Source organism: Tundrisphaera lichenicola (assembly GCF_051175385.1).
Lineage (GTDB): Bacteria > Planctomycetota > Planctomycetia > Isosphaerales > Isosphaeraceae > Tundrisphaera > Tundrisphaera lichenicola.
Genome location: NZ_CP195106.1, coordinates 2,508,824 through 2,534,091, shown reverse-complemented (window position 1 = coordinate 2,534,091; position 25,268 = coordinate 2,508,824). Strand labels below are relative to the sequence as shown.

Here is a 25,268-nt window from a genome sequence, read left to right as displayed (position 1 = left end):
TCGCGAGAATTTCCGATGAATCCGATCGTCTTCGCCCTCCGGAGGCCACTCACCGTCATGGTTGCGGTGGTTGCGGTCGTCCTGGGGAGCGGGCTGGCGCTCCTCCGGATGCCGGTGGACATCTTCCCGAACCTGAACCTTCCCGTCATCTACGTGGCCCAGCCTTACGGTGGTATGGACCCCGCGCAGATGGAAGGGCTGTTGACCAACTATTACGAATACCACTTCCTCTACATCAACGGGATCCATCACGTCGAGAGCCGGAATATCCAGGGGATGGCCCTGATGAAGCTGGTCTTCCACCCGGGGACCAACATGGCCCAGGCGATGGCCGAGACCATCGGGTACGTCACCCGATCGCGGGCCTTCATGCCCCCGGGGACGGTCTCTCCCTTCATCACCCGGTTCGACGCCGGGAGCGTGCCGGTGGGATATCTCGTCCTTTCGAGCGAGACCAAGTCGATCGGCGAGATCCAGGATCAGGCCCTCTTCAAGGTCCGACCGATGTTCGCCAGCCTCCCGGGGGTCTCGGCCCCTCCCCCGTTCGGCGGGAGCCAGCGGACGGTCGTCGTGAGGGTCGACCCCGACCGGCTCCGCTCCTACAAGATGTCGCCCGACGAGGTCATCTCCGCCCTGAGCGAGGGTAACGTGATCAGCCCTTCGGGAGTCGTCCGGATCGGCGACATGATGCCGATCGTCCCGGTCAACTCGCTGGTCCGCCAGGCCAAGGATCTGGAGTCGATCCCGCTCCGGGTCGGCCAGGATCCGGGGGTCTATCTCCGCGACGTGGCCCGGGTCGAGGACGCTTCCGATATCCCGACCGGCTACGCGCTGGTGAACGGCAGGAGGGCGGTCTATATCCTGGTGACCAAGCGAGCCGAGTCCTCGACGCTCTCAGTCGTCGGGAACGTCCGCGAGGCCCTCCCGAAGATGCAGGCGGTCTTGCCCGACGACATCAAGGTGGCCTTCGAGTTCGACCAGTCTCCCACCGTCACCAAGGCCGTGAACAGCCTGGCCATCGAGGGGGCCCTGGGAGCGATCCTGACTGGCCTGATGGTCTGGGTCTTCCTCCGGGACTGGCGAAGCGTGATCGTGGTGGTCCTGAACATCCCGATCGCGCTGGCCGGGGCGGTCGTGGCGCTCTGGCTCTCGGGGCAGACGATCAACCTGATGACCCTGGGTGGCCTGGCCCTGGCGGTCGGAATCCTGGTGGACGAGGCGACCGTCGAGATCGAGAACATCCACCACAAGATGAATGCGACGCCCTCGGTCGCGCTGGCGGTCCGCCGGGGGAACCTGGATACCGCGGTCCCCCGGCTCCTGGCGATGCTCTGCATCCTGGCTGTCTTCATCCCGTCGTTCTTCATGCAAGGCGCGGCCCAGGCCCTCTTCGTCCCGCTCTCGCTGGCCGTCGGCTTCGCGATGGTCAGTTCTTATCTCCTGTCCAGCACGTTCGTCCCGGTGATGTCGGCCTGGCTCCTCCGCCGAGGAAGCCAGAGCGACCAGGACCGGCGATCGGGCCTCGATCGCCTTCGAGATACCTTCGGCCGAGCGATGGCCCTGGTCGTCCGGTGGCGGTGGGGGATCGTCCCAATTTACCTGGCGGCGGCCGGATTCGTGATCTTTGGAGTCGGCTCCCGGCTCGGCCTGGAGATCTTCCCGAAGGTCGATGCCGGCCGTTTCCAGCTCCGGATCAAGGCCCCGGCCGGGACTCGGATCGAGGAGACCGAGAAGATCGCCATCGCCGCACTCGGCGCGATCGGCGAGGAGGTCGGTCGCGACCGAATCGCGATCTCGGTCGGCTACGTCGGCCTGATCCCTTCGAGCTATCCGATCAACGCCATCTATCAGTGGACCAGCGGTCCCGAGGAAGTGATCCTCCGGGTGGCCCTGAAGCCGGGCCCTGCGATCCCGATCGAGGCACTCGAAGCGAGGCTCCGCGAGACCCTGAACGCCCGGATGCCCGGCGTCCGATTCTCGTTCGAGCCGGCCGACATCGTGAGCGAGGTGATGAGCTTCGGTTCGCCGACGCCGGTCGAGATCGCCGTGACCGGTTCGAGCCTGGCCGATATCCGAACCCACGCCGAGAAGATCCGACGCGAGCTGGCCGGGGTCGCCTCGCTCCGCGATTTGCAGTATGTCCAGGCGTTGGAGTATCCCACCTTGAACGTCGAGATCGACCGTGAGAGGGCGGGGATCGGCGGGGTGAGCGTGGCGGAGATCTCCCGATCGGTGGTCGCGGCCACGTCGTCGAGCCGATTCGTCGTCCCCAACTACTGGCCCGACCCCAAATCGGGCATCGGCTATCAGGTCCAGGTCGAGATTCCTTACCAGCAGATGGATTCGATCGGGCGGGTCGAGACGATCCCGATCCAGCGGGCCGGGGGCGAGCCCCTGCTGCTTCGCGACGTGGCGAGGGTCGCACCAGGGTCGATGCCCGGGGAGTACGATCGCTACAACATGAAACGGACCGTCAGTCTCACGGCCAACATTGAGGGGGAAGACCTCGGCCGGGTCGCCGGCCACGTGGACCGGGCCATCCGCTCGGCGGGAGAGCCGCCCAAGGGCGTCACCGTCGATGTTCGGGGCCAGATCGTGCCGATGAATGAGATGCTCCGAGGCCTGGCGATCGGCCTCGGCCTGGCGGTCCTGACGATCCTCCTTCTGCTGACGGCCAACTTCCAGTCGGTCCGGCTCGCCCTGGTCGTGGTCTCGACGGCCCCCGCGGTGGTGGCGGGGGTGGTCCTGGCGCTCTGGCTGACCCGGACGACGGTCAACCTCCAGTCCTTCATGGGGGCGATCATGGCCGTTGGGGTGGCGGTGGCCAACGCGATCCTCCTGGTGACCTTCGCCGAGCAGCATCGACGCGAAGGACGGTCCGACGCCGCTCAGGCCGCCGTCGAGGGGGCCTCCGGTCGACTCCGACCGATCCTGATGACCAGCTGCGCCATGGTCGCCGGGATGACCCCGTTGGCGCTCGGGTGGGGTGAGGGGGGCGAGCAATCCGCCTCGCTCGGCCGGGCGGTCATCGGCGGCCTGGTCGCCGCGACTTTGGCCACCCTGGTCGTGCTCCCCACGGTCTTCGCGATCGTCCAGGGTCCGGCGGCCCGGCGCTCGGCCTCGCTCGACCCCTTCGACCCCGAGAGCGACCGCTACGTCCGTCCACCCGGCGAGCCCCACGCCAACGGTTCCGGTGGGTCCTCCGCGTGCGATTCGGGGGACTTCGACGACCGGCGGGCCTCGGACCTGGGCGACCGGATCGGGCTCGGCTCCTGATCCCACCCCCCGGGATTTCGAGCGGACGAATCGGCGTAAATCGACGGGCCATGCCGGGGAGCCGTCCGTCGGCTTGCCGTTAAGGGAAATTCATTGGATTTGACCCTCGGGTGCCGTTATATGTGGTGTTGAATCCACGGTTAAACGCATTCTTAAACAGTTGGGATTTGTTGTTATGAATTTCGACCCGACGGGCCGGACGAGATTGCACCTCCGTGCCGAGATCGAAATCGAAGGGGCCGATGAGGCTTCCGATTTAGCGATAGCGGATGAATCCGATGCCGTGAGCCTCAGCGGAAGGGTGACCCAGGCCCGATCGGGGGCCGCCCTGCCGGGCCTCCGGGTCGTCGCGCTCGCGAATGTCGAGAGGGGGCATGCCCTGACGCTCGGCAGCTCGACCTCGCGTGCCGGGGGCCGCTTCCGGATCCAGTTCGGCGACAAGGCCGAGGTTCGCGAGCGGTTGCTGGCCCTCCGACGCCTGCCGGGCATCGGCCTGACGCTCCGCGTCGAGGACGCCGGCGGCCACGTTCTCCTGGCCAAAGGCCAGATCATGCTGGACCGGGCGGACGTCTCGGTCAGCCTGGAAGTGCCGATCAGTCGCGAGCCGGTGCCGGGTAACCTCTGGGCCGAGCTCGGCAGGGAACTCCAGCAGGATCGGGTGGGAACTCTCAGCGGCGTGGTCCGGCTGCTTAGGGCCGAAGGGCCGCTCGACGGCTCGGCCGGGATTCCGATGCTCACTCGTCAGGCGATGCTCTACCAGCTCGAGCAGGCATTCCTCGACCCGACCGGAATCCTTAGGAAGGTGGCCGGGGATTTGCCCTCGTTCCAGGATCTGCACGATCCCGAGGAGGCAGGGGCCTTCGCCGATCGCCTGCGGTCGCATCGCGGCGACGCCGCCCTCCGGTCGGCCTACTCGGAGTTGATGGGCAAGGCCGCGAGCTTCGCGGGGCTCGACGAGGTGGATTGGGCCATCGACCCCTCCCTCTTCGACAGGGGAGACATCGGAGCGGCCCTCGATAAGTATAAAAAAGAGTATGTTTTAGGCGACGGGGCGAGGCTGCCTCGCGCCGAGAGCACCCTGTCCAACTACCGCGACTACCTGCTCGCGATCTGGACGAAGTTCGCGTCCAAGATCGTCTACGTGGCCCCAAATCTGTTGACCGAGAAGCAGGCGATCCAGCAGCTCGAGGCGAGGTTTCACCAGAAGTTCACGACTTATGACTTCGGCGAGCGGAACGCCAACTCGATCCTGATTCCGCTGGTGTCGAAGATCCTCGTCGCGCCGAAGGGGAAGGGCTTCGGATTCGGCATCCCGGCGGGATCGATCGCGGCCCAGGGCACGCTCGGGCCTCGCGCCTACCTCGACTACCTGATCGGCCTGTCGCACGTCTCGGCCGAGGAGCTCGGCCTCCGCTATCGGCTCGACTTGACTCGCGCCGACACGGCGCTCTCCAGCCCCGTGATGGAGAATATCTCCACGCTCCAGGGCTTCTTCCGCGACAGCTTCCAGTGCGATCTAGACCCCGCCCACGTCGACCCGGACGTTCACAATCAGCCGATCATCCCGGACGTCTGGCTGGGCAACGCCCCGTTCTTCCTCTACTACGACGAGTGGCTCAGGCAGCAGGCCCCCTTCTACCCTGAGAATCACCTGGACATCCGCCGCGTCCTGCCCGTCGACATCGTGCAACCGGCCCGCGACCAGCTGGCGAACATGGTCGCTGGCAAGGTCGCCTCGCAGAAGCCCAACATCCCCACCTGGAAGTTCTGCCAGGACGTGATCGCCGTCTGGGACGCCCTCCAGGCGGGCCACGCCCACTTCTACGCCGGCGAGTTCGGGCTGGCGCTGGTCGACTACCGGTCGGCGAAGTCCCTCGCGTTCCGGGCCATGCAGGACAACGTCCTGCAGAAACTGGCGATGGGCCCGTTCTACACGCAGCGCAAGAATAGACCGCTCGGCGGGATGAAGGACCTGGCGCAATTCATGGACCCGCGGCCGGACCTCGCGGTCGGCGGCCTGGGTTATGGAGACTCCCCCGCCTGGGCCCGCGACCGCCTGGCACTGCGGCTCGCCTACTACTCACTCTTCACGATTCCCATCTGCTTGGGCGACGCCGAGCTCGCGATGGGCGACTACGAGCAGGCGATCTACCACTACGGACAGGCGACGCGATTCGAAGTGGGCATCGCACGAGAGAGCGACGGGCCCGGCTACCGGCCCTGGTACCTCGATTCCTTCCAGATGTACTGGCGTGGCGACAAGCCTTACACCGCGAGGCTGAACGGCTCGACAGCCCCCGACGACGCCCGATACCCGGCTGAAGAGGATGACAGGGAGTATGACGATTTCTACGACACGACGACTCTCGACCTGATCGAGGACTACGCGAAGAAATGGAGCCGACGGATCCCGCACCTCGCCGAGACTCGCTACTGCCGGCTCAGGCAGGCCAATGCGATGCTCGAATGGGCCGACACGCTCTACAGGACCGATGAGCCGACCGGCGAGGCCCGGGCCCGCGAGCTGTACAAGGCAGCCCTTTGGCTGCACGGCAAGATTCCGCCGATCTGCCCGACCTGGCCCGCTCGCCTCCTGGAGGGGGGCGGGGTCAGCCTGCCAGGAGGCTTCGCCTCGACCTTCCTGCACCAGACGGAGAATCCGGCGCTGGTCTCCCAGACGGCCCGGGCCTACCGCGGCATCTTCCAGATCGACCACGGGCTGAACTACTACGGCGAGCGCGACGACATCGTGCCGATCCTGCGCTATCGCCCGCTCAAGGACACCGCGGACCGCACCTCGGCCATGGCCCGGGCCGCCCAGCTGGATTTCCTCCTGTACACCGAGCGGGTCGAGGCGGCCATCACGGGCCGGCTCCAACTCGCCAACTTCCTCCAGAAGGCCAAGCTCCAGTCGTCCATAGCCGACGAGCAGCAGGCCATCGCCCAGCATGACGTGGCCGTCGCCCAGGATCAGGTCGCCGCGGTCAAGGCCGCGATCAAGGCGAAGGAAGACGAGATCGCCCAGCACGACAGCCTGTTCGGGCAGATCGGCGACGCCATCAAGGGCGTCAAATCGATCTTCGAAGGCGTCCCCGACGACACCAAGTCGGCCGTGGGAGCCGGGATCAAGTCCGAGGCGACCGGGGAGGCGATGGTCGGCGAGGGGATGCTCGGCCTGGGGGCGGGGGCCTCGGTGATGACCGGATTCGGGATCTTCGCCGTGGTGGGGTACGTCACGCTGAGCGGCATGGCCGACGCGGACAACCAGAGGTCGGCCGACCTCAAGACCCTGATGGACAAGGGGCTCCCGGCCGCCGAGGCCGCGGTCGTGGCCCGTCAGCACGGGGTCACAATCGCCCGCTACCAGAAGCAGATCGCCCAGGCCGATGTGGACCTGGCCCAGACCCTCCTGGCGTTCGAGCAGAATCGGCTGCTCAACCAGAATTTCTGGATCCAGTTGGCCCAGGTGGCGCGTCGACTCCTGCGTCGCTACCTCGAGCTCGGGGCCCGGCAGACCTGGCTGGCGGAGCGGGCCCTGGCCTTCGAGCAGGATCGTACCATTCGGATCGTCCGGATGGATTATTTCCCCGCGCCGCTCCAGGGGGTGACCGGGGCCGACATGATGCAGGCCGATCTCGCCGAACTTGAAGCCACGCGGGTCGAGGGGATGAAATCCCGCGTCCCGGTGCGCAGGACGATCTCGCTGGCCCGCGAATTCCCGCTGGCTTACGGGCAGCTCAAGGCCACAGGTCGGTGCGGCTTCCGCACCGAGGAGGAACCTTTCCGCCGGGCCCATCCCGGGACCTCGGGCTATCGTCTCCGTGCCGTCTCCGTCGCCGTCCAGCAGGTCGACTTCTCGCAACCGCTGCGCGGGAGCCTGCTCAACCGAGGTGTCTCGATCTCCAGGCCAGGCCGGCCGGGAGAGCATGTCCTGGTCCGGCCCTCCGAATCGATGCCGCTCAGCGAATTCCGGCTCCAGGACGACCTGGCGGTCTACGGCCTGCCCAACGAGACGCTTCTGACCTTCGAAGGCAGCAGCATCGAGACTTTCTGGGAACTCGGCTTCCCCAAGGCCGCCAACTCCTCGGGGCTGGGAGGCCTACTCGACGTCCTGCTGACCTTCGACCTGTTTTGCGAGTTCGCGCCGGAAAGCTACGAGGCCGATCTCGCGGCCCTGCCCACCTCGGAGAGGAAGTGGATCCTGGTCTCGGCGGCGCGGTATCAGCCGACTTCCGTGGCCGCCCTGGCCGGGGCGGCGGCTAACGTGGATGTCGTCTTCGACCTCCGCGGCCTGAGGCTCCTGCCCCGGCAGGAGAAGTCGCGCAAGATCAAGAACGTGGCGGCCTTCCTGGTCACGCCCGACATCCTGGATTTCACGGCCAAGCTCGTCGCGACGAGCCCGACGATCTCGGTCCCGGCCGCGTTCCAGGAGAGCTTCGTCACCTCCAACATCCTGCCCAATGCGTCCGCGCCGCTGCTGCCGCCGTCGCCCCTGAACGCCTTTGAGGGACTGGACCCGGACCAGATTTTCACACTGGCGATCAGCAAGCCAGCCAACCCGGGCGTCGACTTCCAGCACGTGTCCGACGTTGTCCTGGCCATCGAATACGAGGCCGGGCTCGTCTAGCGGTCGCCCGGCCTTGCGCCGGGCGGCCTCTCCATACACGCCGAGGTCGGCCGGCGGTTAAAATGGGGGCCGGACTACCGTTCCGCGAGCCCAGGGAGCCCCGACGATGCCCCGATCGATTTCCCGGAGAAAGTCCGACCTGGCCTTCGCGGTGGGCCTGGTCGCGGCTTTTACTGGCTGCGAACGGCCGATTTCGGCCACGGCAGGTCCCCTCGGGGAGCCCCCCCGGCCCCCAGTGGCCCGGGTCGAGGTCGTCAGGCCCGAGCGGAAGACGATCCGCCGGGTCGTCGAGGAACCCGGCCAGGTCGAGGCTTTCGAGGTCACGGCGATCCATGCACGAGTCGCGGGCTATGTCGAATCCTGGAGCGTGAACATCGGCTCGAAGATCACCAAGGGGCAGGTGATGGCCGAGCTGGACGTGCCCGAGCTGGAGGCCGAGGTCGTCCAGAAACGGTCCATGGTCGATCAGGCCGAAGCCCTGAAGATCCAGTCCGAGGCCTCGGTGGAGGTGGCGAAGGCCGACCTCGACGCCACAGGGGCGAAGGTCGAGGAGTCTCGCGCCGGGATCCGGAGGATCGAGGCCGAGGTGATTCGCTGGCAATCGGAGTCGGCCCGGGTCGAACAGCTTTTCCGCGAGCGGGCCCAGACCGGGAGCCTCCTGGACGAGACGCGGAGCAAACTGGAGTCGGCGCAAGCGACCCGCGAGGAATATGATGCGCAGGTCAAGACCGCCCAGGCGGCGGTGGCCCAGGCGAAGGCGGGCCTCGACAAGTCGAAGGCGGACGTGGCCGCCGCCGAGGCCGGGGTGGCCGTCGCTCGGGCCGATGCCGCTCGGGTCGAGGCCCTCCGGGGATATACCCGGATCCTGGCCCCGTTCGACGGGGTGGTGACCCTCCGGAATGTCGACGTCGGGCATCTGACCGCCCCCGGGGCCCAGGGCGATCCCCTGTTCGTGGTAGCCCGGTCGGACCTGGTCACGGTGGTCGTCTCGGTCCCCGAGATGTTCGCCCCCGCCGTCGAGGTGGGCGACCCGGTCACGATCCGGTTTCAGGCCCTCCCGGGGAAGCCCATCGAGGGCCACGTCACGAGGTCGGCCTACGCCCTGGACCCGAAGTCGCGGACCCTCCGGGTCGAGATCGACCTCCCCAATCCCGACGGGAGGCTCCATCCGGGACTTTACGCCTATGCTTCGATCGTCGCGGAGGAACACGCCGACGTGCTGACCGTGCCGGCCTCGGCCATCGTTCGGGAAGGCGAGAAGTCGACCTGCGTCGTCATCCGGGGAGGTCTCGCCCGTCGGCAACTGGTTGAGGTAGGCCTGGGAGACGGAACCTCGGTCGAGGTCACTTCCGGGCTCGGGGGGGATGATCTCATCGTGAAGGCCAACGGCGGGTCGATCGTGGATGGACAGTCCGTCGAGACGTCCGACCCGTCATCGCGTCCGCCTAAACCTTGACGGTCGCGCGAATTGTTCGGCCCGGCCTTCGAAGCTGTCCGGGAATGGGTGGCAAACCGGCCTCGGGTCGGACGACTCTGAGTAGGGTCGGACGACTCTGAGTATGTGATATTGTCCTCGGCGGAGCCGGGGTGCCCGGACCAGGAAGGTCGATCTCATGGCCCACTTGGAAGCACGCCCGGCCCGGCGACTCGCTCGTTCGCGGATGGGGTGTTTGTTGATGGTCGGTGGATTGGCCCTCGGGGCCGGGCCGCCTCAGGTTCCGAGTGGATCACTGCCCCCGGCCATCCCTGGGGAGCAGCTCGGCTCGACGGATTCGATTCCCTCGCCACCTATGGCTTCCGAGCCGACCGCCTCGTCGACCGTGCCGATCGGCGAGCCATTGATCGCCGGGCAGACGATCGAGCCCATCGACCTTTCGGGGGCGCTCCGGTTGGCCGGGGCTCGCGACCTGGATATTGCCCTGGCCCGCGAGCGAGCTTCCCTGGCGGTGGCCGAGCTGGATCGGGCCCGGGTCCTCTGGCTCCCCAGCCTCTACATCGGCCCCAGCTGGGTTCGTCACGACGGACAGGCTCAGATCGTGGAGGGGCAGGTCCGGACGATCAGCAAGAGTTCGCTCTTCCTGGGTGCCAACGCAGCGGCCGGGTCCGGCGCCTTCGGGCCGGTCCCGGCGGGCGGCCCGGCCTCGCTCTCGGGGCTATCGACAATCTTGCGAGTCTCCGACGCGATCTTCGAGCCGATGGCGGCCCGGAGGGAGGTCGAAGCCCGCAGGGCCGGGATCGACGCGGCCACCAACGACGCCCTCCTGGCAGTCACCGAATCGTTCTTCGACCTCCAGCAGGCGGCCGGATCGCTGGCCATCGCCCGCGAGGCCGCCGCCAATGCCGAGGCCCTGGCCGAGCTGACCTCTTCTTACGCGAGGAGCGGGGCCGGGCTGGAGGCCGACCATCGGAGGGTCCTGGCCGAGCGCGAGCACCAGAGGCGGAACGTCGAGGCTGCGGTGGGAGACCTCGAAATCGCCTCGGCCGACCTGGTCCGGCGGCTCCGGATCGATCCCCTCGTGGTGGTCGCCCCCGTCGAGCCCCCCGAGGCCGTGATCCGATTGGTGGCCGAGGACTGCCCGCTCGACGATCTGGTCACGGCGGGACTCCGGAGCCGGCCCGAGCTGGCCGAGTCCCAGGCGGTCGTCCAGGCCACGCTGATCCGGCTCCGTCAGGCGAAGCTCCGACCGCTGATCCCGAGCCTGGCCCTCCAGTATTCCGGGGGCGGGTTCGGCGGCGGGGTTAACAGCTTCTTCGGGAACTTCAACTCCCGGAGCGACGTCGCGGTGAACCTGTTCTGGGAGGTCCAGAACCTGGGCCTGGCCGATCGTGCGATCGCCAAAGCTCGAGGGGCCCAGCAACGCGCGGCACTCCTTGAACTGATGAAGGTCCAGGATCGCGTGGCCGCCGAGGTCGTCCGGGCGGACAAGTCCCTACTCGCCGCGGCTCGTCAGCGGGATCAGGCCGGGCGGGCGCTCCCCGAGGCGCAATCTTCCCTGGAGCTGAACCTGACCAATATTCGTCGAGGCGCCGGGCTTCCCGGGGCCACTCGCCCGATCGAGGTCCTCCAGCCGATCCAGGCCCTGGCGCAGGCCCGGTCGGACTATCTCGACGCCGTCCTGGCCTACAACCGGGCCCAGTTCCGGCTCTTCCACGCCCTGGGCCGTCCCCGGCTGGGATCGGCCCCCTGATCGCAGATTGGGTCGAGCGAACTCAGAATGCCGCCTTGGCCGGCTGGGGTAGCTCGCGGATTCCGACGATCCATCGAGCGATCCGAGGATAGACCTCCGCCTTCGAGTTCAGTCCTACCAGGGCATCGTCGTGCCCGGCGTCGGCCGAGAATCCCGACTGTCGGCCAATGATCATCAGCGACTTGTCGGTCGATCCGACATGGTTGTAGAGGTACTGCTGGACCGTCGGCGGAGCGAAGCTATCCACGGCCCCGCAACCCAGGAGGATCGGGACGGTGATGTTCTGGGCATTCCGGGTGTAGTTGAAGGCTCCCCCGGTGGAGATCAACTCGCCCTGCTGGGCCATCGCCATGTATTGCTTGAGGAGCCCGACCGAAGGGACGTCCTTGGCCCATCCTGAGAGGGCGTCATAGACCGCCGGGAGGGCGTTCGAGCGGTTGAAGAAGAGATTGTCCACCGAGGTCTTGCTCTGTTCTGCGATCTGACGGCCGGTGATCTGCCCGGCGAGCTGCCCTTCGCGAGTGGCGAGCATCTCGGTGGCGAATTCCATCATGACCTGCCCCTGGGGCATGGTCAGCTGGCTCCCGATGGCGACGACCCGCCCGATCCCGGGGTTCTGGTAACGGGCCAGGTGCGCCAGGGCGACGATCCCCCCCATCGAGTGGCCGAACCAGGTCACGTCGGCGGCCCCGGTCTGCTGGCGGACCAGTCGGACCAGCGCGGGGACGTCATGGACGATGTGCTGATCCATGGTCCAGTTGGCCGCCTTGGGGTCGACCGTCGCATATCCGGTCGGGGCGAGCTTCCCGTTCGAGACCCGCCGGAGGGCCTCTCCGAAGAGCATCGTCGGGGCATCGTCGAGCTTCCAGACCCACTTCATGCTCTGGCCCGATCCCCGCAGGTCGACCGCCCAGACGTCGAAGCCCATCCCGGCCAGCGCGGTGGCCGGGCTGCACGACGGGTCAAGGTTCCAGAACATTGCGTTATAAGTCAGGCCATGGCAGAGGATGATCGGGGAGGCACCCGGTCGAGGGGCGACGGTCGGCCGGTATCGAGTGGCCACCAGGGTCCAACCATCGGCGGTCTGGACGGGATAGGGTTCGGGCGCAGTGGATTGAGTTGTCGGGGCGAGCAGGTTGGCGATCGGGTTCTGGATCGGCGCTCCCGGCCTGGCCCGATTTCGAGGTCGGTTCTCCGGGACATCCCCCACGACCGGGGCGACCGACTTTCGGATCACATCCTTGGCGGCCCGCTTGAACAGGTCGCCGAAGTCGTTTCCCGGAGTCTGGGTCGTGGCCAGGGTGATCAGGGCAACGGCCGAAAAGGCCATCGGGAGTAAGCGTCTCATCATGAGATCCCACGAAGGGGTGGCCCGACAACTCGGGGTTGAGCCCGTCGGGGCGATCGGGCGGGGCGTATTCCGTCGCCGGGCGACTGCGTCATGAACTCAGTCGCCAACCTCTTAGCAGAAAGGCCCGGATCGGTGAAGTCGAACCTCACCGCCCCGAGCCATTGGGAATCCTGTTGGATCTTATTTCACCCTTTCTTCCGAGGGCGATCCTTGTTTTCTCCAGGACGATCCTGTTGTTTCCCCTGGGGCCGATCCTGCTGACCTCTGGACTTCTGTTGCTCGGCCTGTTGCTGATCTTGCCTGGCCTTGGCTTGCTCGGCCTGTTGCTGTTGTTGCCTGGCCTTTTGCTGCTCGGCCTGATGCTGTTGCTGCCTGGCCTTGGCCTGCTCGGCCTGATGTTGCTGTTGCCTGGCCTTTTGCTGCTCGGCCTGATGCTGTTGCTGCCTGGCCTTGGCCTGCTCGGCCTGTTGCTGATGTTGCCTGGCCTTTTGCTGCTCGGCCTGTTGTTGCTGTTGCCGGACCTTGGCCTGCTCGGCCTGTTTTGCTTGAAATTTCTTTTGCTCCACCGTCTCGATCAGAGGTTGATTTTTCTGCGACTCCCCTTGCTGTCGCTGCCCGGCTCTGGCTCGTTCGGCCTGATCGCGTGGCTGTTTCGATTGGGCCTGCTGATTTATTTGTTCGAGCCTCCGGACCTTCTCCTGCTCGGCCTGATTGCGCTGTTGCTGATCCTTGCGTTGCTCCGCGATTCGCTGCTGGGGAAGGGTTGGGTTGGGCCGATTGGATTTCGATTCTTGTGAGGGACGACCCTGGGGGCGGCCTTCGACTTTCGGGCGGCCCTGAGCCAAGGGCGCAGTGATCGGCGAGCGGAACTGGGCCAGTCTTCGCGGACGATCGCCCGAAGGGCCGGAGGGCGGACCGGATGGCCGTCCCGGACTCTTGACCTGATCGCCCCGGTCGGTTCGATCCTGGGGTTTTGCCCGGCGTTCCTGATTTGCCCTTTGCTGTCGGAATTCCCGGAATTGCTCGCCCTGGCGATTCAGCTCTCGACGATGGGACTCGTCGATGTGGGTGAACTTCAAAGTTTGGCTGCCGTTACCGGCGACCTGCGAAATCGGCCTCGCCATCGCCACGTTCCTGAGATCGTTGGCGGAATTCCGGCCGTTGACGTGATGCGAGTCGGTCCGGTTGACGAATCGTTCCTGCTCGATGTAGGTGCGTGCCGGACGGCTCTCGGGGTGGTCGCGGCGGAACTGGTAATCGTCCCTCATCCGGTCGAGAAATCGGGGATCCTTTCGCGATTCACGGGCCGAATAGTGGGCGAAGAGCGGGTCATATCCCCTACGCCCGTGGTGAAAGTCGTACCAGGGGACGGCTCCGCCCCTGTTCCCGCCCTGCCCGTAATAATCGCCGAAGCAATACTGGTTGCGGTTGGGCTGGATGAAGACGCTGGTCCAGATCGCCGAGGCGACCAGGGTGACCGTCGGAGTGTAGGCAATCCGAGGCCGGGCGACCGGCGTCGGGGCGAAATAAACGGGCGCGAACGGCGTGCCTCGCCGATCGACGGGCCAGTCCCAATATCCATCGACGAAGAGGCATCCGCCGGGCGTCCAGACGTAGTGAGCGGGGACCCAGACCCAATCCGGCTGGTAATCGATCCAGAATCCGGGACGCCAGGTAAAGCGATCACCTTGCCAGTCCCAGTAGCCCGGCGTCCAGACTGAATTGGGCGACGGAGCGGGGCAGTTCGGCCCGGCTTCGAGCGAGGCTGGAGGGGTCGGGTAGTAGGAGGCCTCGGGCTGAGTGGTGGAGGTCCAGGCACCCGGGACCCACCGGAAACCCCCCTCAGCCTCGCCCCAGTAACCGGGGACCCACTGTCGGCCGGGCGGGATATCGCGCCAGAGGCCGCTGATCCAGAGATAATCCTCGCGGGTATCGTCCCAGGCCCAGTATCCGGGAATCCAATTGACGTTGGCCCCCTCGGGCTTCTGATCCGGCGGGGTCTCCTCGACCGGGGGTGGGGGCTCCTTGGGTACGGCAGGACTCGGGGTCGGGTCGTAGATGATCGGCTCGGCGAATGCCTCATGGATGGGGCCGCGTGTCAGGATCTCGGCCCCTTCGGAAATCCCCGGTGCGGAGGGTAACGGGATCTCGCTCGCGACCTGGGCCTCGGCCGGTCGGCCCGGAGCGATGAGGCTCAGGCTGGACAGCGTCAAGACGAGGGAAACAGGTCTCCAAGGTGGCCGAATCACGTCACCACTCCCGCCGAAAATCGGCCGCTCGATGCTGGGTTCAGGGATAGGAAAGGATCGTAAGGGCTTGAAGCAAATCTTGATCCAAATGTACCCGTTGATGCGTGGTCCGGCGGGCCGTGCGGTGAACCTCCGGATGATTTCCCCCGGTTCATCATCCCTTTATGGAGTTTGACATCGTGGCCTTCTCGGGTTGGATCTCCGCAGGTTTCGGAGAGACTTCGAATCAGGGCCAAGCGAATTATCAGGAACCTCCTCCGGCCGGGAGAAATCTCGCGAGAACCCTACTCTTTAAAATCGACGGATTGACTTTTTTCGACGACCTGTCGATAATTCGGGCATGGCCACATCACTCCGTAAACAGCGCGAAGTCCGCGAGCGTGAGCTCCACTTGCTGGATGTGGCCCGCAAGATGTTGATCTCGCAGGGTTACGCGGGCCTGAGCATGGATCGCCTGGCCGAGGCCACCGAATATTCCAAGGGGACCATCTACCAGCACTTCTCCAACAAGGAGGACCTGGTCATGGCCCTGGCTTCCCAGACGATGGAGCAGCGCAGTTCCTTGTTCCATCGGACGACCCGATTCCAGGGCCGACCTCGCGAGAAGCTGGAGGGGATCGCGATCGCGGACGAGCTGTTCGCCCGGCTTTATCCCCACTCATTCCGCTCCGAGCTGATCATAAAGATGGCCGACCTCGAGGATCAGGCCTCGCCCGACCGTCGGGATTCGCTCCGAACCGAGGAGAGCCATTGCCTCGGGCCGGTCCTGGGGTTCATCGTCGAAGCCGTGTCGAACGGCGATCTGCCCCCCTCCACTTCGGTGCCTCAGATCATGTTCGCCATCATGACGATGGCCATCGGGACGCATACCATCGTCTCCAACTTCCGCCCGATCATGGCCGAGGTCCAGGTGGCCAACCCCTTCCGGGCGCTCCGGGACAACATCCATGTTCTTCTCGACGGCTTCGGCTGGAGGCCCCTCTCCACCGAATGGGATTATGACGAGACCTATCGCCGGATCGTCACGGAGATCTTCGCCGATGAATGCCAATCCGTCGGGCTTGAGTAAGCCTGCCCCTTTTTTTAAGCCAAAATCGACGAAACGTCGAAATTCGACGCTTGGTCTGGTCGGTCTGGGGCTGACCATCGCGGCCGCCGCGACCGGGCGATGGGTCCTGGCCACCACGGCGGATTCTCACGCCCCCAAGGCCCTGGAACCCCTGGCGATTTCGGTCCGGGCGATCCCGGTGATCGAGGAGGTGGTGGGGTCGGGCCTCCAGTACAGCGGCGTGGTCAAGGAGTTGCAGAAGGCGGAGCTTTCCTTCCGGGTCTCGGGGACGGTGGAGCATCTCCACCAGGTCGAGACGCCCGGGGGGCCGGTCCGGGATATCCACGAGGGCGACACGGTGCCCCGAGGGACGGTGCTCGCCCGCCTGGACCCGGATGATTACATCCGCGAGAAGAATCAGGCCGCCGAGAAGTTGACGACCGCCCAGGCTCGATTGATGACCGCCAAGGCGAACACCGAGCAGGCGCAGCTCGACTTTCGCCGGACCGATCAACTGGCCCATCGGGCCTCGGCCAGCCTCTCGGATCTCGACAATGCGCGGACCAAGCTCAAGGGGATGGTCGCCAGCGAGGCCGCGGCCGAGGGGGAGGTGGCCTCGGCCCGGATCGGGCTGGAGCAGGCCGAGGCCAACCTGTCCTATTGCTCGCTGAGCGTCCCGTTCGAGCGCGGCACCATCGCTTCCCGCCATATCGACAACAATGAACGGGTGACGCCGAACCAGAAGATCTTCACGATCGTGGATCTCTCGAGCGTCGTGATTGCCTTCAATGTCCCGGACACGCTTGTCGGGCAACTCTCCATCGGCCAGGAGGTCGAGGTCGTCAGCGACGCCCTGCCGGGTCGTAAGTTCGTCGGGGTGATGCACAAGATCGCCTCGACCGCCGACAGCCGGACTCGGACCTACCCGATCGAGGTCCGGATCGACCAGCCCGAGGGGCTCCTGCCGGGGATGATGTCCACGGTCGTCTTCCGGAAGGAAACCCGGGCCTATCTGCTGCCCATGACCTCGGTGGCCCAGGGCGACTCGGCGCGATCGCTGGCCGTCTACCGGATCGAAGACGAGGGGGGAAAGGACGTCGTCCGCCTGGTCTCGATGAGCTTCGACGAGGTCCTGGATAACAAGGTCGCGGTCCGGGTCGACACCGAGGCCGGGCTCCGCCCCGGCGACCGGGTCGTGGCCACGGGCATCCATCGGCTTCGCGACGGGCAGGAAGTCCGCGTCGTGGAATGAGGCAGGACTCAAGAAGGTCGGGCGATCGAAGGACGCTCTCGGAGACGATTCATGACCACCTCGCAATATTTCGTCTACAAGCGGCCGATCGCCTGGACGCTCCTGATCTTCACGATGCTCTGGGGGGTCTTCGCCTATCGGTCGATGCCCCAGCGTCAGGATCCGCTGATCCAGATCCGGAGCGGGGTGATCCTGACGACGTACCCCGGCGCCTCCGCCGTCGAGGTCGAGCAGGAGGTCAGCCGGAAGATCGAGAAGGTCATGACCGAGAATCCGGCCGTCGAGCACGTCCGGTCGGTCAGCCAGCAAGGGCAGTCGAGCGTCTTCGTCGATCTCTACGACACCAACAAGAACGCCGAGGCCGTCTGGCAGGACCTGAACAACAAGCTGGAGGCGATCACCGACCTGCCGAGCGTCGCCGGTCAGCCCCTCCGGCCCAAGCTCAACAAGGATTTCGGCGACACTGTGGCGACCATGCTCACGCTGAGCAGCCCACCGATCTCCGATTTCGAGGTCCGACAGAGGGCCGACTCGATCTCCCGGAAGCTGGAGGAGGCCCGAGCCACTCGCCCCGAAGCCCCAAGCGACCGGCGTTATAGCGGGGTACTGGTCCATCCCTCCTCGGTCTCTCCCGAGTTCGTCGAGCGTCTGGCCCGGTCGGCCCTCCAACACTTCGAGGAGCGGGGATTGGTCGAGGATGGCGAGTACATCCCGATGCTCGGCGCCGGTATCCTCGACTTCAGGCTGGCCGACGGGATCGATGAAGAAACGCTCCGTCTGGAGCACGATCGGTGGGAGAAGGCGACCCTGGGCGCGGGCCTGGGACATCCCGACATCTGGCCTGCTCTCCTGGTAAAGGACCCCCGCGACCTCGCTGCGGTGATCAAGCAACGCGTCCAGGAGGTCCCGGGCGGGGTGGCCCGCTACACCTTCGAGGATCTCCATCGATTCGCCGACCTGATCCAGGACCGACTCCGCCAGTCGCCCCGGGTCGGCAAGATCCAGCAGGTCGGCGTCCAGGAACAGGCGGTCTACCTCTACTTCAGCAATCGCCGACTGAGCGGGCTGGGGATCGAGCCGATGGCCCTGGCCGGCCAGCTCAGCTATCGGAATATCAACATGCCCGGCGGGACGGTCGAGCTCCCCGAGCAGACGCTCGTGGTCAAGCCGACCGGCCCTTATCGCGTCGGGAGCGAGATCGGCCAGACCGTCATCGACGTCCGCGATGGCTTCCCGATCTACCTCCGGGACGTGGCCGAGATCGTCCGAGGTTACGAGGACCCGGCCCGGATCCTCAACTTCCGGACGATCAAGGCGAGCCCGGACCACTCGCCGTCGTCGCTCGGAGAAGCCCGTCCGATCACCGCGGAGGCCGGTTCGGGTCACGAGGATCCGATCCCGACCGGGCCGACCCGGCTCTGGACCACCCGCGCCGTCACCCTCTCGATCTGCCACGTGAAGGGGACGCAGATCGCCGACTTCGGCCGGGACGTCGGAGCGACGCTCGCCTCGCTCCGGCGGGTCTTGCCGGATGACCTCCGGGTCGAGCGGACCAGCGACGAGCCCCACGAGGTCCACCGGAAGATCGACCTCTTCAAGGACTGCCTGATGGAGGCGATCCTGATCGTGGTCGTGGTCTCCCTGATGTTCATGGAGTGGCGGAGCGCCCTCCTGGTGGCGATCTCGATCCCGATCACGGTGGCGATGACCCTCGGACTCTGCGCAATGATCGGGATCGACATCCAGCAGATCTCGATCGCCGCCCTGATCATCGCGCTGGGACTCCTGGTCGATGACCCGGTGGTGGCCGGCGACGCGATCAATCGAGAGCTGGCCCACGGTGTCCCGCGTGACGTCGCGGCCTGGCTGGGCCCCCAGAAACTTTCGAGGGCGATCCTCTATGCGACCCTGACCAATATCGTCGCGTTCCTCCCCTTGCTGGTGGTGGGCGGCGTCGTGGGGGAGTTCATCTATTCGCTGCCGGTCGTGGTGACCGCCTCGCTGGTGGCCAGCCGGATCGTCTCGATGACCTTCATCCCCCTCCTGGGCTACTACATGCTCCGGGGCCAGAAGGGGCTCGAATCCGGCGTGGCCGACGGGGGCAAGGGTTCGAGATTCGCACGGATCTACAACGGATTCTCCGAGAAGTGCATGGAGCACAAGTGGGCGGCCCTGGCGTCGTGCCTGATCGTCCTGGCCGCCGCGATCAGCCTGCTCCCCAAGATCGGGACGAACTTCTTCCCCAAGGACCTGCACAATACGTTCACGGTTAACATGTTCTTGCCCGAGGGGACGCCGATCCGTCAGACGAAGATCGAAGCCATGCGGGCGATCGAGTCGATTGACAAGCTGGCCGGGTCCGAGGTCGAGGCGTACACGACCTTCGTGGGGCAGGGGGGCCCTCGGTTCTGGCTCTCGGTCGTCCCCGAGCAGCCGGCCTCGAATTACGCCCAGATCCTGGTCCACACGCGGGACGCCTTCTCCACCGCGGCCCTGGCGGCCCGCCTGAAGCGCGAGCTACCCCCGACCTTCTCGTCCGCGAGGGTGACGGTGGAACAGCTCGAATCCGGCCCGCCGATCGGGGTGCCGATCCAGCTCCGGGTCCAGGGCCCCGAACTGGCGACGCTCCGCCGCCTCGGCGGCGAGGTCAAGGGCCTGCTCCGAGAGATCCCCGGGACCGAGAACATCCACGACGACTGGGACCCCGAATCGCTCCAGCTCAAGCTCGAAGTCGACTCCGACCGGGCCAACATGACCGGCGTCACCAACCAGGACGTCGCGATGACGACCAGCGCCGGGCTCTCCGGATACACAGCGACGACCATCCGCGAGCGTGACCGGAGGATCCCGGTCATCATCCGGTTCCGGCCCGACGAGCGGAGCCAGATGGAAGACATGAAGACCCTGGAGGTCTTCAGCACGAGGACCGACGCCCGGGTCCCACTCGAACAGGTCGGCGCCTTCCGTACCGAGATGGTCTCGCCCAGGATTGGCCGGAGGGACAACGAGCGTTGCTTGACCGTGAAAGCCGACACCGTCCCGGGTGTCTTGCCGAGCAGCGTGGTCGACAAGCTGGAGGCCCGGCTGATCGAGGCTTCGAAGGACTGGCCGCCGGGCTATCGGTTCTCCTTCGGCGGCGAGAAGGAGGAGCAGGCCAAGGGCTTCGCGTTCATGTTCTTCGCGATGGCGACCTCGATCCTGGGGATCTACCTGGCCCTGGTCCTCCAGTTCAACAGCCTGACTAAGCCGCTCCTGGTCTTCGCGGCGGTCCCGTTCGGGATGGTCGGCGGACTGATGGGGCTCCTGATCTTCAACGTCCCGCTCGGCTTCTTCGCCCTCCTGGGCCTCTCCTCCCTGGCGGGGGTCATCATCAGCCACGTGATCGTGCTGTTCGAGTACATCGAAGAAGCCCACGAGCGCGGCGAGCCGCTCCGACGGGCGGTGATCGACGCGGCCCTGGTCCGGCTCCGACCGGTCCTCGTGACGGTCCTGGCGACGGTCGGTGGACTCATCCCCCTGGCGATGAAGGGCGGACCGCTCTGGGAGCCGCTCTGCTACGTTCAGATCATCGGCCTGCTGGTCGCGACGCTGGTCACGAAGGTCGTCGTGCCGGTGCTCTATGTCCTGTTCGTCGAGGACTTCAAGCTGATCAAGTGGTACGAGCCGGGCCAGCACGCCCACGAAGGGCCGCCCGCGGAATACTCGAACGCGGGCCATCAGCACACCCACTATGGCGACCGCGAAATCGGCGTCCATGGCATGAATGCGATCACGACTTCGTGATCCGAACCACAACTTGAAATTCCTGGCCTATGGTCAAGGTTGTGCGGGAAAGAACCTCATCGATGCCAGTTCCCGGAGTCCGATTCGCCGAGATTGGTTGTTCAACGCGCGAGGGTCGGAAAAAACCGGGGTCTTGCGACGCGAGGGGCTTTCCCCGACCACTTCCAGCATCACGGAGAGACAACATTGATGATCACGATTGAATCGAGCAATCGGCGACGCAGGCGAGAGCGGCTCGGTCTGACGGGTTCGGGGATGGCCCTCGCGGCCGGCTTCTTGGCCTATGGCGTCGCCCTGCTTTCCCTCCCCCAGATCTCGTCCGATCTCGCGGCCGGCGGCTTCGATCCCCGGATTCGTTACGTCCTGGGGTTCGCCCATCTGGCGGGAGGTTTGGCCCTGCTGATCCCCCGACTGGCCTCGAAGGTGGCGCTTCCCCTGGGGCTGCTGATGGTGGGGGTCTCCATCTGGATTCCCCCTCGAATTGACCTGCTCCAGAGTTGTGCCCCGATCTTCATGGCGGCCGGAGTTCTTCTACTGGCCGGATCGTGGCGTCTCCGAATCCAGGCCGACCGGGACCTCTGGATCCACAAGCTGACCCATTACGCCGATCTTCAAGATGCGGGACCGGTGGCGAACACCTGATCGAGACCCGTGCCGATGCGATCCGTCGCCTCCGAGTCCCCATCCGATCGGCCTTACTGTCCACCTTCCGTCGCCCCTCCGAGGGCCGGCTTCAGGACCGCCTCGAAGGCGTCGGCCATCCGGGAGAAGCCGAGGTCGGTCGGGTGCGAGCCGTCCACGGTATCCTCGCCATCTTCGCCGAGCTGCGATGCGCCATTGAGGTAATGCAGGCCTCCCACCCCGGCCGCCACCAAGCGGTCGTGGGCCGCCTTCAGGGCCTCGTGGTTGGCCTGGTTGACCCGGGCTCGCTCGGGGAGGAGCCTGGCATTGGTGTAGTTGCGATCCTCGGCCAGGACGATCGGGGTCTCGGGGTGTGCAGCCCGGAGGGTCCGAACGGTCGGCTCGACCCGCTCCTCGACCTCGCGGGCGTTCATGTTGGGCAGGCAATCGAGGACATAGACGGCCGGATCGAGCTCGGCCAGGAATTTCGCCATCTCGGGCTCCATCCGGCCACTCCCCGAGAACCCGAGGTTGATGACCGGCCGGTCGAGCCTTCGACCGAGGATCGCGGTGTGGACCATCCCCGGGCGAGAGGCGCACCCTCCCTGAGTGATCGAGGTCCCATAGAAGACGATCGGCTTCCGATGCCCTTCGGGCCGCGGACCGGGCGGTTCGATCGAGTTCCCTTCGGGTACCCCGATCTCCACCGACGACACGCCATTGTAGAGCGGGAGATAGAGGAGGTACTCGCGATGACCCGCGGGTAGTCCCCTGGCCAGGGTCGCGGTGTTGGTCGGGAACTCCCTGGGCTGGCCGACCCCCAACCATTGCCAGGGACCGCCCTCGGTCCGGGTGTAGAGGTCGAGCCCGCTCACGCCGGTGGCGGGCATGTGAGGCATGGCCAGATTGTCGGATCTGAGCGTCCATCGGGCCTGGATCGTCGGCGAATCGGTCGCGAACCGGATGCAGTACCCGGCCGAATCTCGGCTCAGGCCCCAGACGGGCGGGCGGACGACTCCCTCGGCTCGCGAGGGGAGCCGGTCGTAGAATTCTTTCGTGTCGGACCAGCCCTTGCCCTCGACCGTCAGTTCGCGGGCGTCGGTCCATCGGGTCTCGGGTTCGGCCTGGACCGGGTTTCTGGCGGCGATCAGGACGGAGTCGAAAAGAGCGTAGGCGGCCTGCCGCATCTCGCCCGGGAAGTCGTGGCCTCCTTCGGGATGTTCGAGCCGGATCCGCTCGGGGTGGCCCAGGAGGTTGTAGACGGCCCGGGCGGATTCGACGACCCGATCGACGCTCTCCGCCCGGAAGTTGCTGTCCCCGACCGGGGCCACGATCAGGACGTCTCGAGGCGCGAGGGCCCCGAGCAGTTCGTGGAAGTCGAAGGGAATCTCGTCCAGCCTCCCCCGATACCCGGCCAGCCGGGGCATGTAGCGGGTCTGGGTCCACCCCTTCTCCGGCATCCAGACCTTCTCGTCCCCCTGGTAATAGTCGAGGAACGAGTCGAGCCCGCAACTGGAGACGACGGCCTTGATCCGATCGTCGAAGACTGCGGTATAGACCGAGTTATGCCCGCCAAGCGAATGCCCGATCGCGCCGAAGCCGCCCGAGCTGACGAATGGGAGCGACTCCAGGAGGTCGAGCCCTCGGATGTTGTCCCAGACAGCCTTGAGGGTCCCGCTCTCCCAGCCGAGCGCCTTGATGTCGGGCTGATACTTCGCCAGGAGGGGGTAGTTCGGGGCCAGGGTCACATAGCCTCGCTCGGCCAGCTCGCTGGCATAGGCGCGATTGGGGCGTTCCCCCAGTCCGACCACGGTGCCATGCCCGATCACGTTATCGGTCCCGTGCAGGCAGAGGATACCCGGGGCCTTCCGCCCCTCTCCCTTGAGAAGGGCCTTGGGGATCGAGAGATAGGCCGGGACCCGCGAGCCGGGCTCCGAGGTATAGGTGATCAAGCGTCGGATGAAGCTTCCGCAATCCACCTCCTCCTCGACCTTCATGTCGAGCGGGACCCGCTTCTCGGGGCCGGGGAGCCGCCCCATCACCGACTGCATCCCTTCGAGGATCTCGGCCCGGCGCTTGAGCCAGTCTGCGGGAGACTTCACGGGCTTCGGTAATCCGTCGGCCCCTCGATAGACCAGGAGGTTTTCCCTCGGCAAGCGCGGGACTGCTCGGTCGTCCGCCCCGGTGGAAGGGCAGATCAGGGCGGCGAAGAATCCGGCGAACGCGATCGCCCTGATTCTCCGGGATCGGTGGTCGGCGGGGCACGATCGCGCGTTCATGTAGTGTTCTCCCGGGGCAGGTCTCCAGTCCCGGCGATTCTAAAGCGAGTCCTCGGGGCGGAACAGGGGCGTCTCGGCCCGGCCGGATCGAATGTTCAACAAAGTTCCCGCCAGGATCATGACGGGACGTCCAGCAGCGGTTAGGATAACTTCTGCAGACGAGTCGTGCGGATCAAGGGTCGCGGTCACTCCGGTGATCCAAATCGAGGGTGCTTGCATGTTGACCTTCACCGGGAAGGGCCAGGCGGTCACGTGTGACGGCGTGACCCGTCGGGATTTCCTGCAGGTCGGGACCCTGGGCGCGATCGGGTTCGGCTTGCCTCAACTGATGGCCGCCCGCGCCGCCGGGGCGGTCAAGCCGGGGCACGATGACCGATCGTGCATCATGATCTTCAACCTGGGTGCCCCGAGTAACATGGACCTCTGGGACATGAAGCCGGACGCCCCCGCCGAGATCCGCGGGCCGTTCAAGCCGATCACGTCGAAGGTCCCCGGCTTCCAGCTCTCGGAGATCCTCCCCCATCACGCCAGGATCGCCGACAAGTTCTCGCTGGTCCGCTCGGCGCACCATGGCGGGGCGGCGGTCCACGACGCGGGCTGGCAGATGATGCAGACCGGCCGGCTGTTCACCGGGGGGGTCAACACGCCGCATGTCGGAGCCGTGGTCAGCTATCTTCGGGGCCGGAAGTCCGATCTTCCCCCGTTCGTCGTCCTACCGGAACTGATGGGGCGGGGCGGCGGGAACATGCCCAACGGGCAGGCCGGGGGATTCCTGGGCAAGGCCCACGATCCGTTCGCCCTGAACGCCGACCCCTCGCAGCCGAATTTCCGGGTGCCCGACCTCCTCCCGCCCCAGGAGATCGGGACCGTCCGGCTCGACCGTCGACGGAAGATCCGCGACCTGGTAGACAACGCCGTTGACCTCTTCGAATCGACCGAGGACGCTGCGCTCCTGGACAACAATTTCCAGGCGGCCTTCCGCCTGATGACCAGCACCCAGGCCCGCGCGGCGTTCGATCTCTCGGAGGAACCGCAGGCGGTCCGCGACCGTTACGGGATGTCCCGGTTCGGCCAGAGTTGCCTGCTCGCCCGACGCCTGATCGAGAACGGCGTCCGGTTCGTGACCATCAACACGTTCTTGACCGTGTTCGATGAGATCACCTGGGACATCCACGGTTCCAAGCCATTCACCTCGATCGAGGGGATGCGGGACATCGTCTGCCCGATCTACGACCGGGCGTATAGCGCGTTGATCGAGGACCTCGACGCGCGAGGGCTCCTGAATGACACCCTGGTCTGCAACCTGGCCGAGTTCGGCCGGACCCCTCGGGTCAACCCGGCCGGGGGGCGCGACCACTGGCCGCAGTGCTTCACCGTGGGATTCGCCGGGGGAGGCGTCCAGGGGGGCCGGATCGTCGGTGCCAGCGACCCGATCGGGGCCGTGCCGGCCGACCGTCCGGTCGAGCCGCCCGACATCGCCGCGACCATCTTCCACAGCCTGGGGCTGGACCTCGAAACCAAGCTGCCGGGGCCGGCCGGCCGGCCCTTCCCGCTGGTCGATTTTGGCCATCGAGAGATCCACGAACTCTTCTGA

Annotated in this window: 12 protein-coding genes; 9 read left to right on the top strand and 3 right to left on the bottom strand. The window is 66.1% G+C overall.

All coding sequences use genetic code 11. The features are described 5' to 3' along the window. The first annotated feature begins 15 nt into the window (after window positions 1-15). The 4 genes from P12x_RS10000 (at window position 16) to P12x_RS09985 (ending at window position 11,091) form a co-directional block, all read left to right on the top strand. Window positions 16-3,276, top strand: a complete 3,261-nt coding sequence (locus tag P12x_RS10000) for an efflux RND transporter permease subunit (protein WP_435010721.1) — start codon at window positions 16-18, stop codon at window positions 3,274-3,276. A gap of 283 nt (window positions 3,277-3,559) precedes the next feature. Then, on the top strand, window positions 3,560-7,903 hold the full coding sequence (locus P12x_RS09995) for a hypothetical protein (protein ID WP_435010720.1): 4,344 nt from the start codon (window positions 3,560-3,562) through the stop codon (window positions 7,901-7,903). A gap of 106 nt (window positions 7,904-8,009) precedes the next feature. Beyond that, a complete protein-coding gene (locus P12x_RS09990) occupies window positions 8,010-9,359 on the top strand; it encodes an efflux RND transporter periplasmic adaptor subunit (protein ID WP_435010719.1) in 1,350 nt (449 codons plus the stop codon). A 334-nt stretch (window positions 9,360-9,693) separates the two neighbouring features. After that, window positions 9,694-11,091: a TolC family protein gene (locus P12x_RS09985; protein ID WP_435010718.1), complete on the top strand. Its 1,398-nt coding sequence runs from the start codon at window positions 9,694-9,696 to the stop codon at window positions 11,089-11,091. A 22-nt stretch (window positions 11,092-11,113) separates the two neighbouring features. On the opposite strand, the gene P12x_RS09980 is transcribed toward P12x_RS09985, so the two are convergent. Further along, entirely contained in the window at window positions 11,114-12,421 is a 1,308-nt protein-coding gene (locus P12x_RS09980) for an alpha/beta hydrolase (RefSeq protein WP_435010717.1), read from the bottom strand. A gap of 206 nt (window positions 12,422-12,627) precedes the next feature. Next, window positions 12,628-14,691: a YXWGXW repeat-containing protein gene (locus P12x_RS09975; protein ID WP_435010716.1), complete on the bottom strand. Its 2,064-nt coding sequence runs from the start codon at window positions 14,689-14,691 to the stop codon at window positions 12,628-12,630. A 340-nt stretch (window positions 14,692-15,031) separates the two neighbouring features. Here P12x_RS09975 and P12x_RS09970 point away from each other — a divergent pair, with 340 nt between their 5' ends. From P12x_RS09970 to P12x_RS09955, 4 genes are all read left to right on the top strand, one after another. Further along, window positions 15,032-15,760: a TetR/AcrR family transcriptional regulator gene (locus P12x_RS09970; protein ID WP_435010715.1), complete on the top strand. Its 729-nt coding sequence runs from the start codon at window positions 15,032-15,034 to the stop codon at window positions 15,758-15,760. After that, on the top strand, window positions 15,732-16,991 hold the full coding sequence (locus P12x_RS09965) for an efflux RND transporter periplasmic adaptor subunit (RefSeq protein ID WP_435010714.1): 1,260 nt from the start codon (window positions 15,732-15,734) through the stop codon (window positions 16,989-16,991). The genes P12x_RS09970 and P12x_RS09965 overlap by 29 nt, the downstream gene beginning before the upstream one ends. 51 nt (window positions 16,992-17,042) lie before the next feature. Next, window positions 17,043-20,774: an efflux RND transporter permease subunit gene (locus P12x_RS09960; RefSeq protein ID WP_435010713.1), complete on the top strand. Its 3,732-nt coding sequence runs from the start codon at window positions 17,043-17,045 to the stop codon at window positions 20,772-20,774. Between the two features lie 189 nt (window positions 20,775-20,963). Then, window positions 20,964-21,416, top strand: a complete 453-nt coding sequence (locus P12x_RS09955; RefSeq protein ID WP_435010712.1) for a hypothetical protein — start codon at window positions 20,964-20,966, stop codon at window positions 21,414-21,416. A 53-nt stretch (window positions 21,417-21,469) separates the two neighbouring features. Here P12x_RS09955 and P12x_RS09950 read toward each other — a convergent pair whose 3' ends face one another. Further along, window positions 21,470-23,674, bottom strand: coding sequence for an SGNH/GDSL hydrolase family protein (locus tag P12x_RS09950; RefSeq protein ID WP_435010711.1), 2,205 nt, complete (start codon window positions 23,672-23,674; stop codon window positions 21,470-21,472). Between the two features lie 217 nt (window positions 23,675-23,891). On the opposite strand from P12x_RS09950, the gene P12x_RS09945 reads away from it, so the two are divergent. Further along, a complete protein-coding gene (locus tag P12x_RS09945; protein ID WP_435010710.1) occupies window positions 23,892-25,268 on the top strand; it encodes a DUF1501 domain-containing protein in 1,377 nt (458 codons plus the stop codon).

Coding starts and splice junctions, on each gene's coding strand:
- P12x_RS09990 (WP_435010719.1), top strand. CDS start 8,010: ATGCCCCGATCGATTTCCCGGAGAAAGTCCGACCTGGCCTTCGCGGTG.
- P12x_RS09970 (WP_435010715.1), top strand. CDS start 15,032: ATGGCCACATCACTCCGTAAACAGCGCGAAGTCCGCGAGCGTGAGCTC.
- P12x_RS10000 (WP_435010721.1), top strand. CDS start 16: ATGAATCCGATCGTCTTCGCCCTCCGGAGGCCACTCACCGTCATGGTT.
- P12x_RS09965 (WP_435010714.1), top strand. CDS start 15,732: ATGAATGCCAATCCGTCGGGCTTGAGTAAGCCTGCCCCTTTTTTTAAG.
- P12x_RS09950 (WP_435010711.1), bottom strand. CDS start 23,674: ATGAACGCGCGATCGTGCCCCGCCGACCACCGATCCCGGAGAATCAGG.
- P12x_RS09955 (WP_435010712.1), top strand. CDS start 20,964: ATGATCACGATTGAATCGAGCAATCGGCGACGCAGGCGAGAGCGGCTC.
- P12x_RS09985 (WP_435010718.1), top strand. CDS start 9,694: ATGGCTTCCGAGCCGACCGCCTCGTCGACCGTGCCGATCGGCGAGCCA.
- P12x_RS09945 (WP_435010710.1), top strand. CDS start 23,892: ATGTTGACCTTCACCGGGAAGGGCCAGGCGGTCACGTGTGACGGCGTG.
- P12x_RS09980 (WP_435010717.1), bottom strand. CDS start 12,421: ATGGCCTTTTCGGCCGTTGCCCTGATCACCCTGGCCACGACCCAGACT.
- P12x_RS09960 (WP_435010713.1), top strand. CDS start 17,043: ATGACCACCTCGCAATATTTCGTCTACAAGCGGCCGATCGCCTGGACG.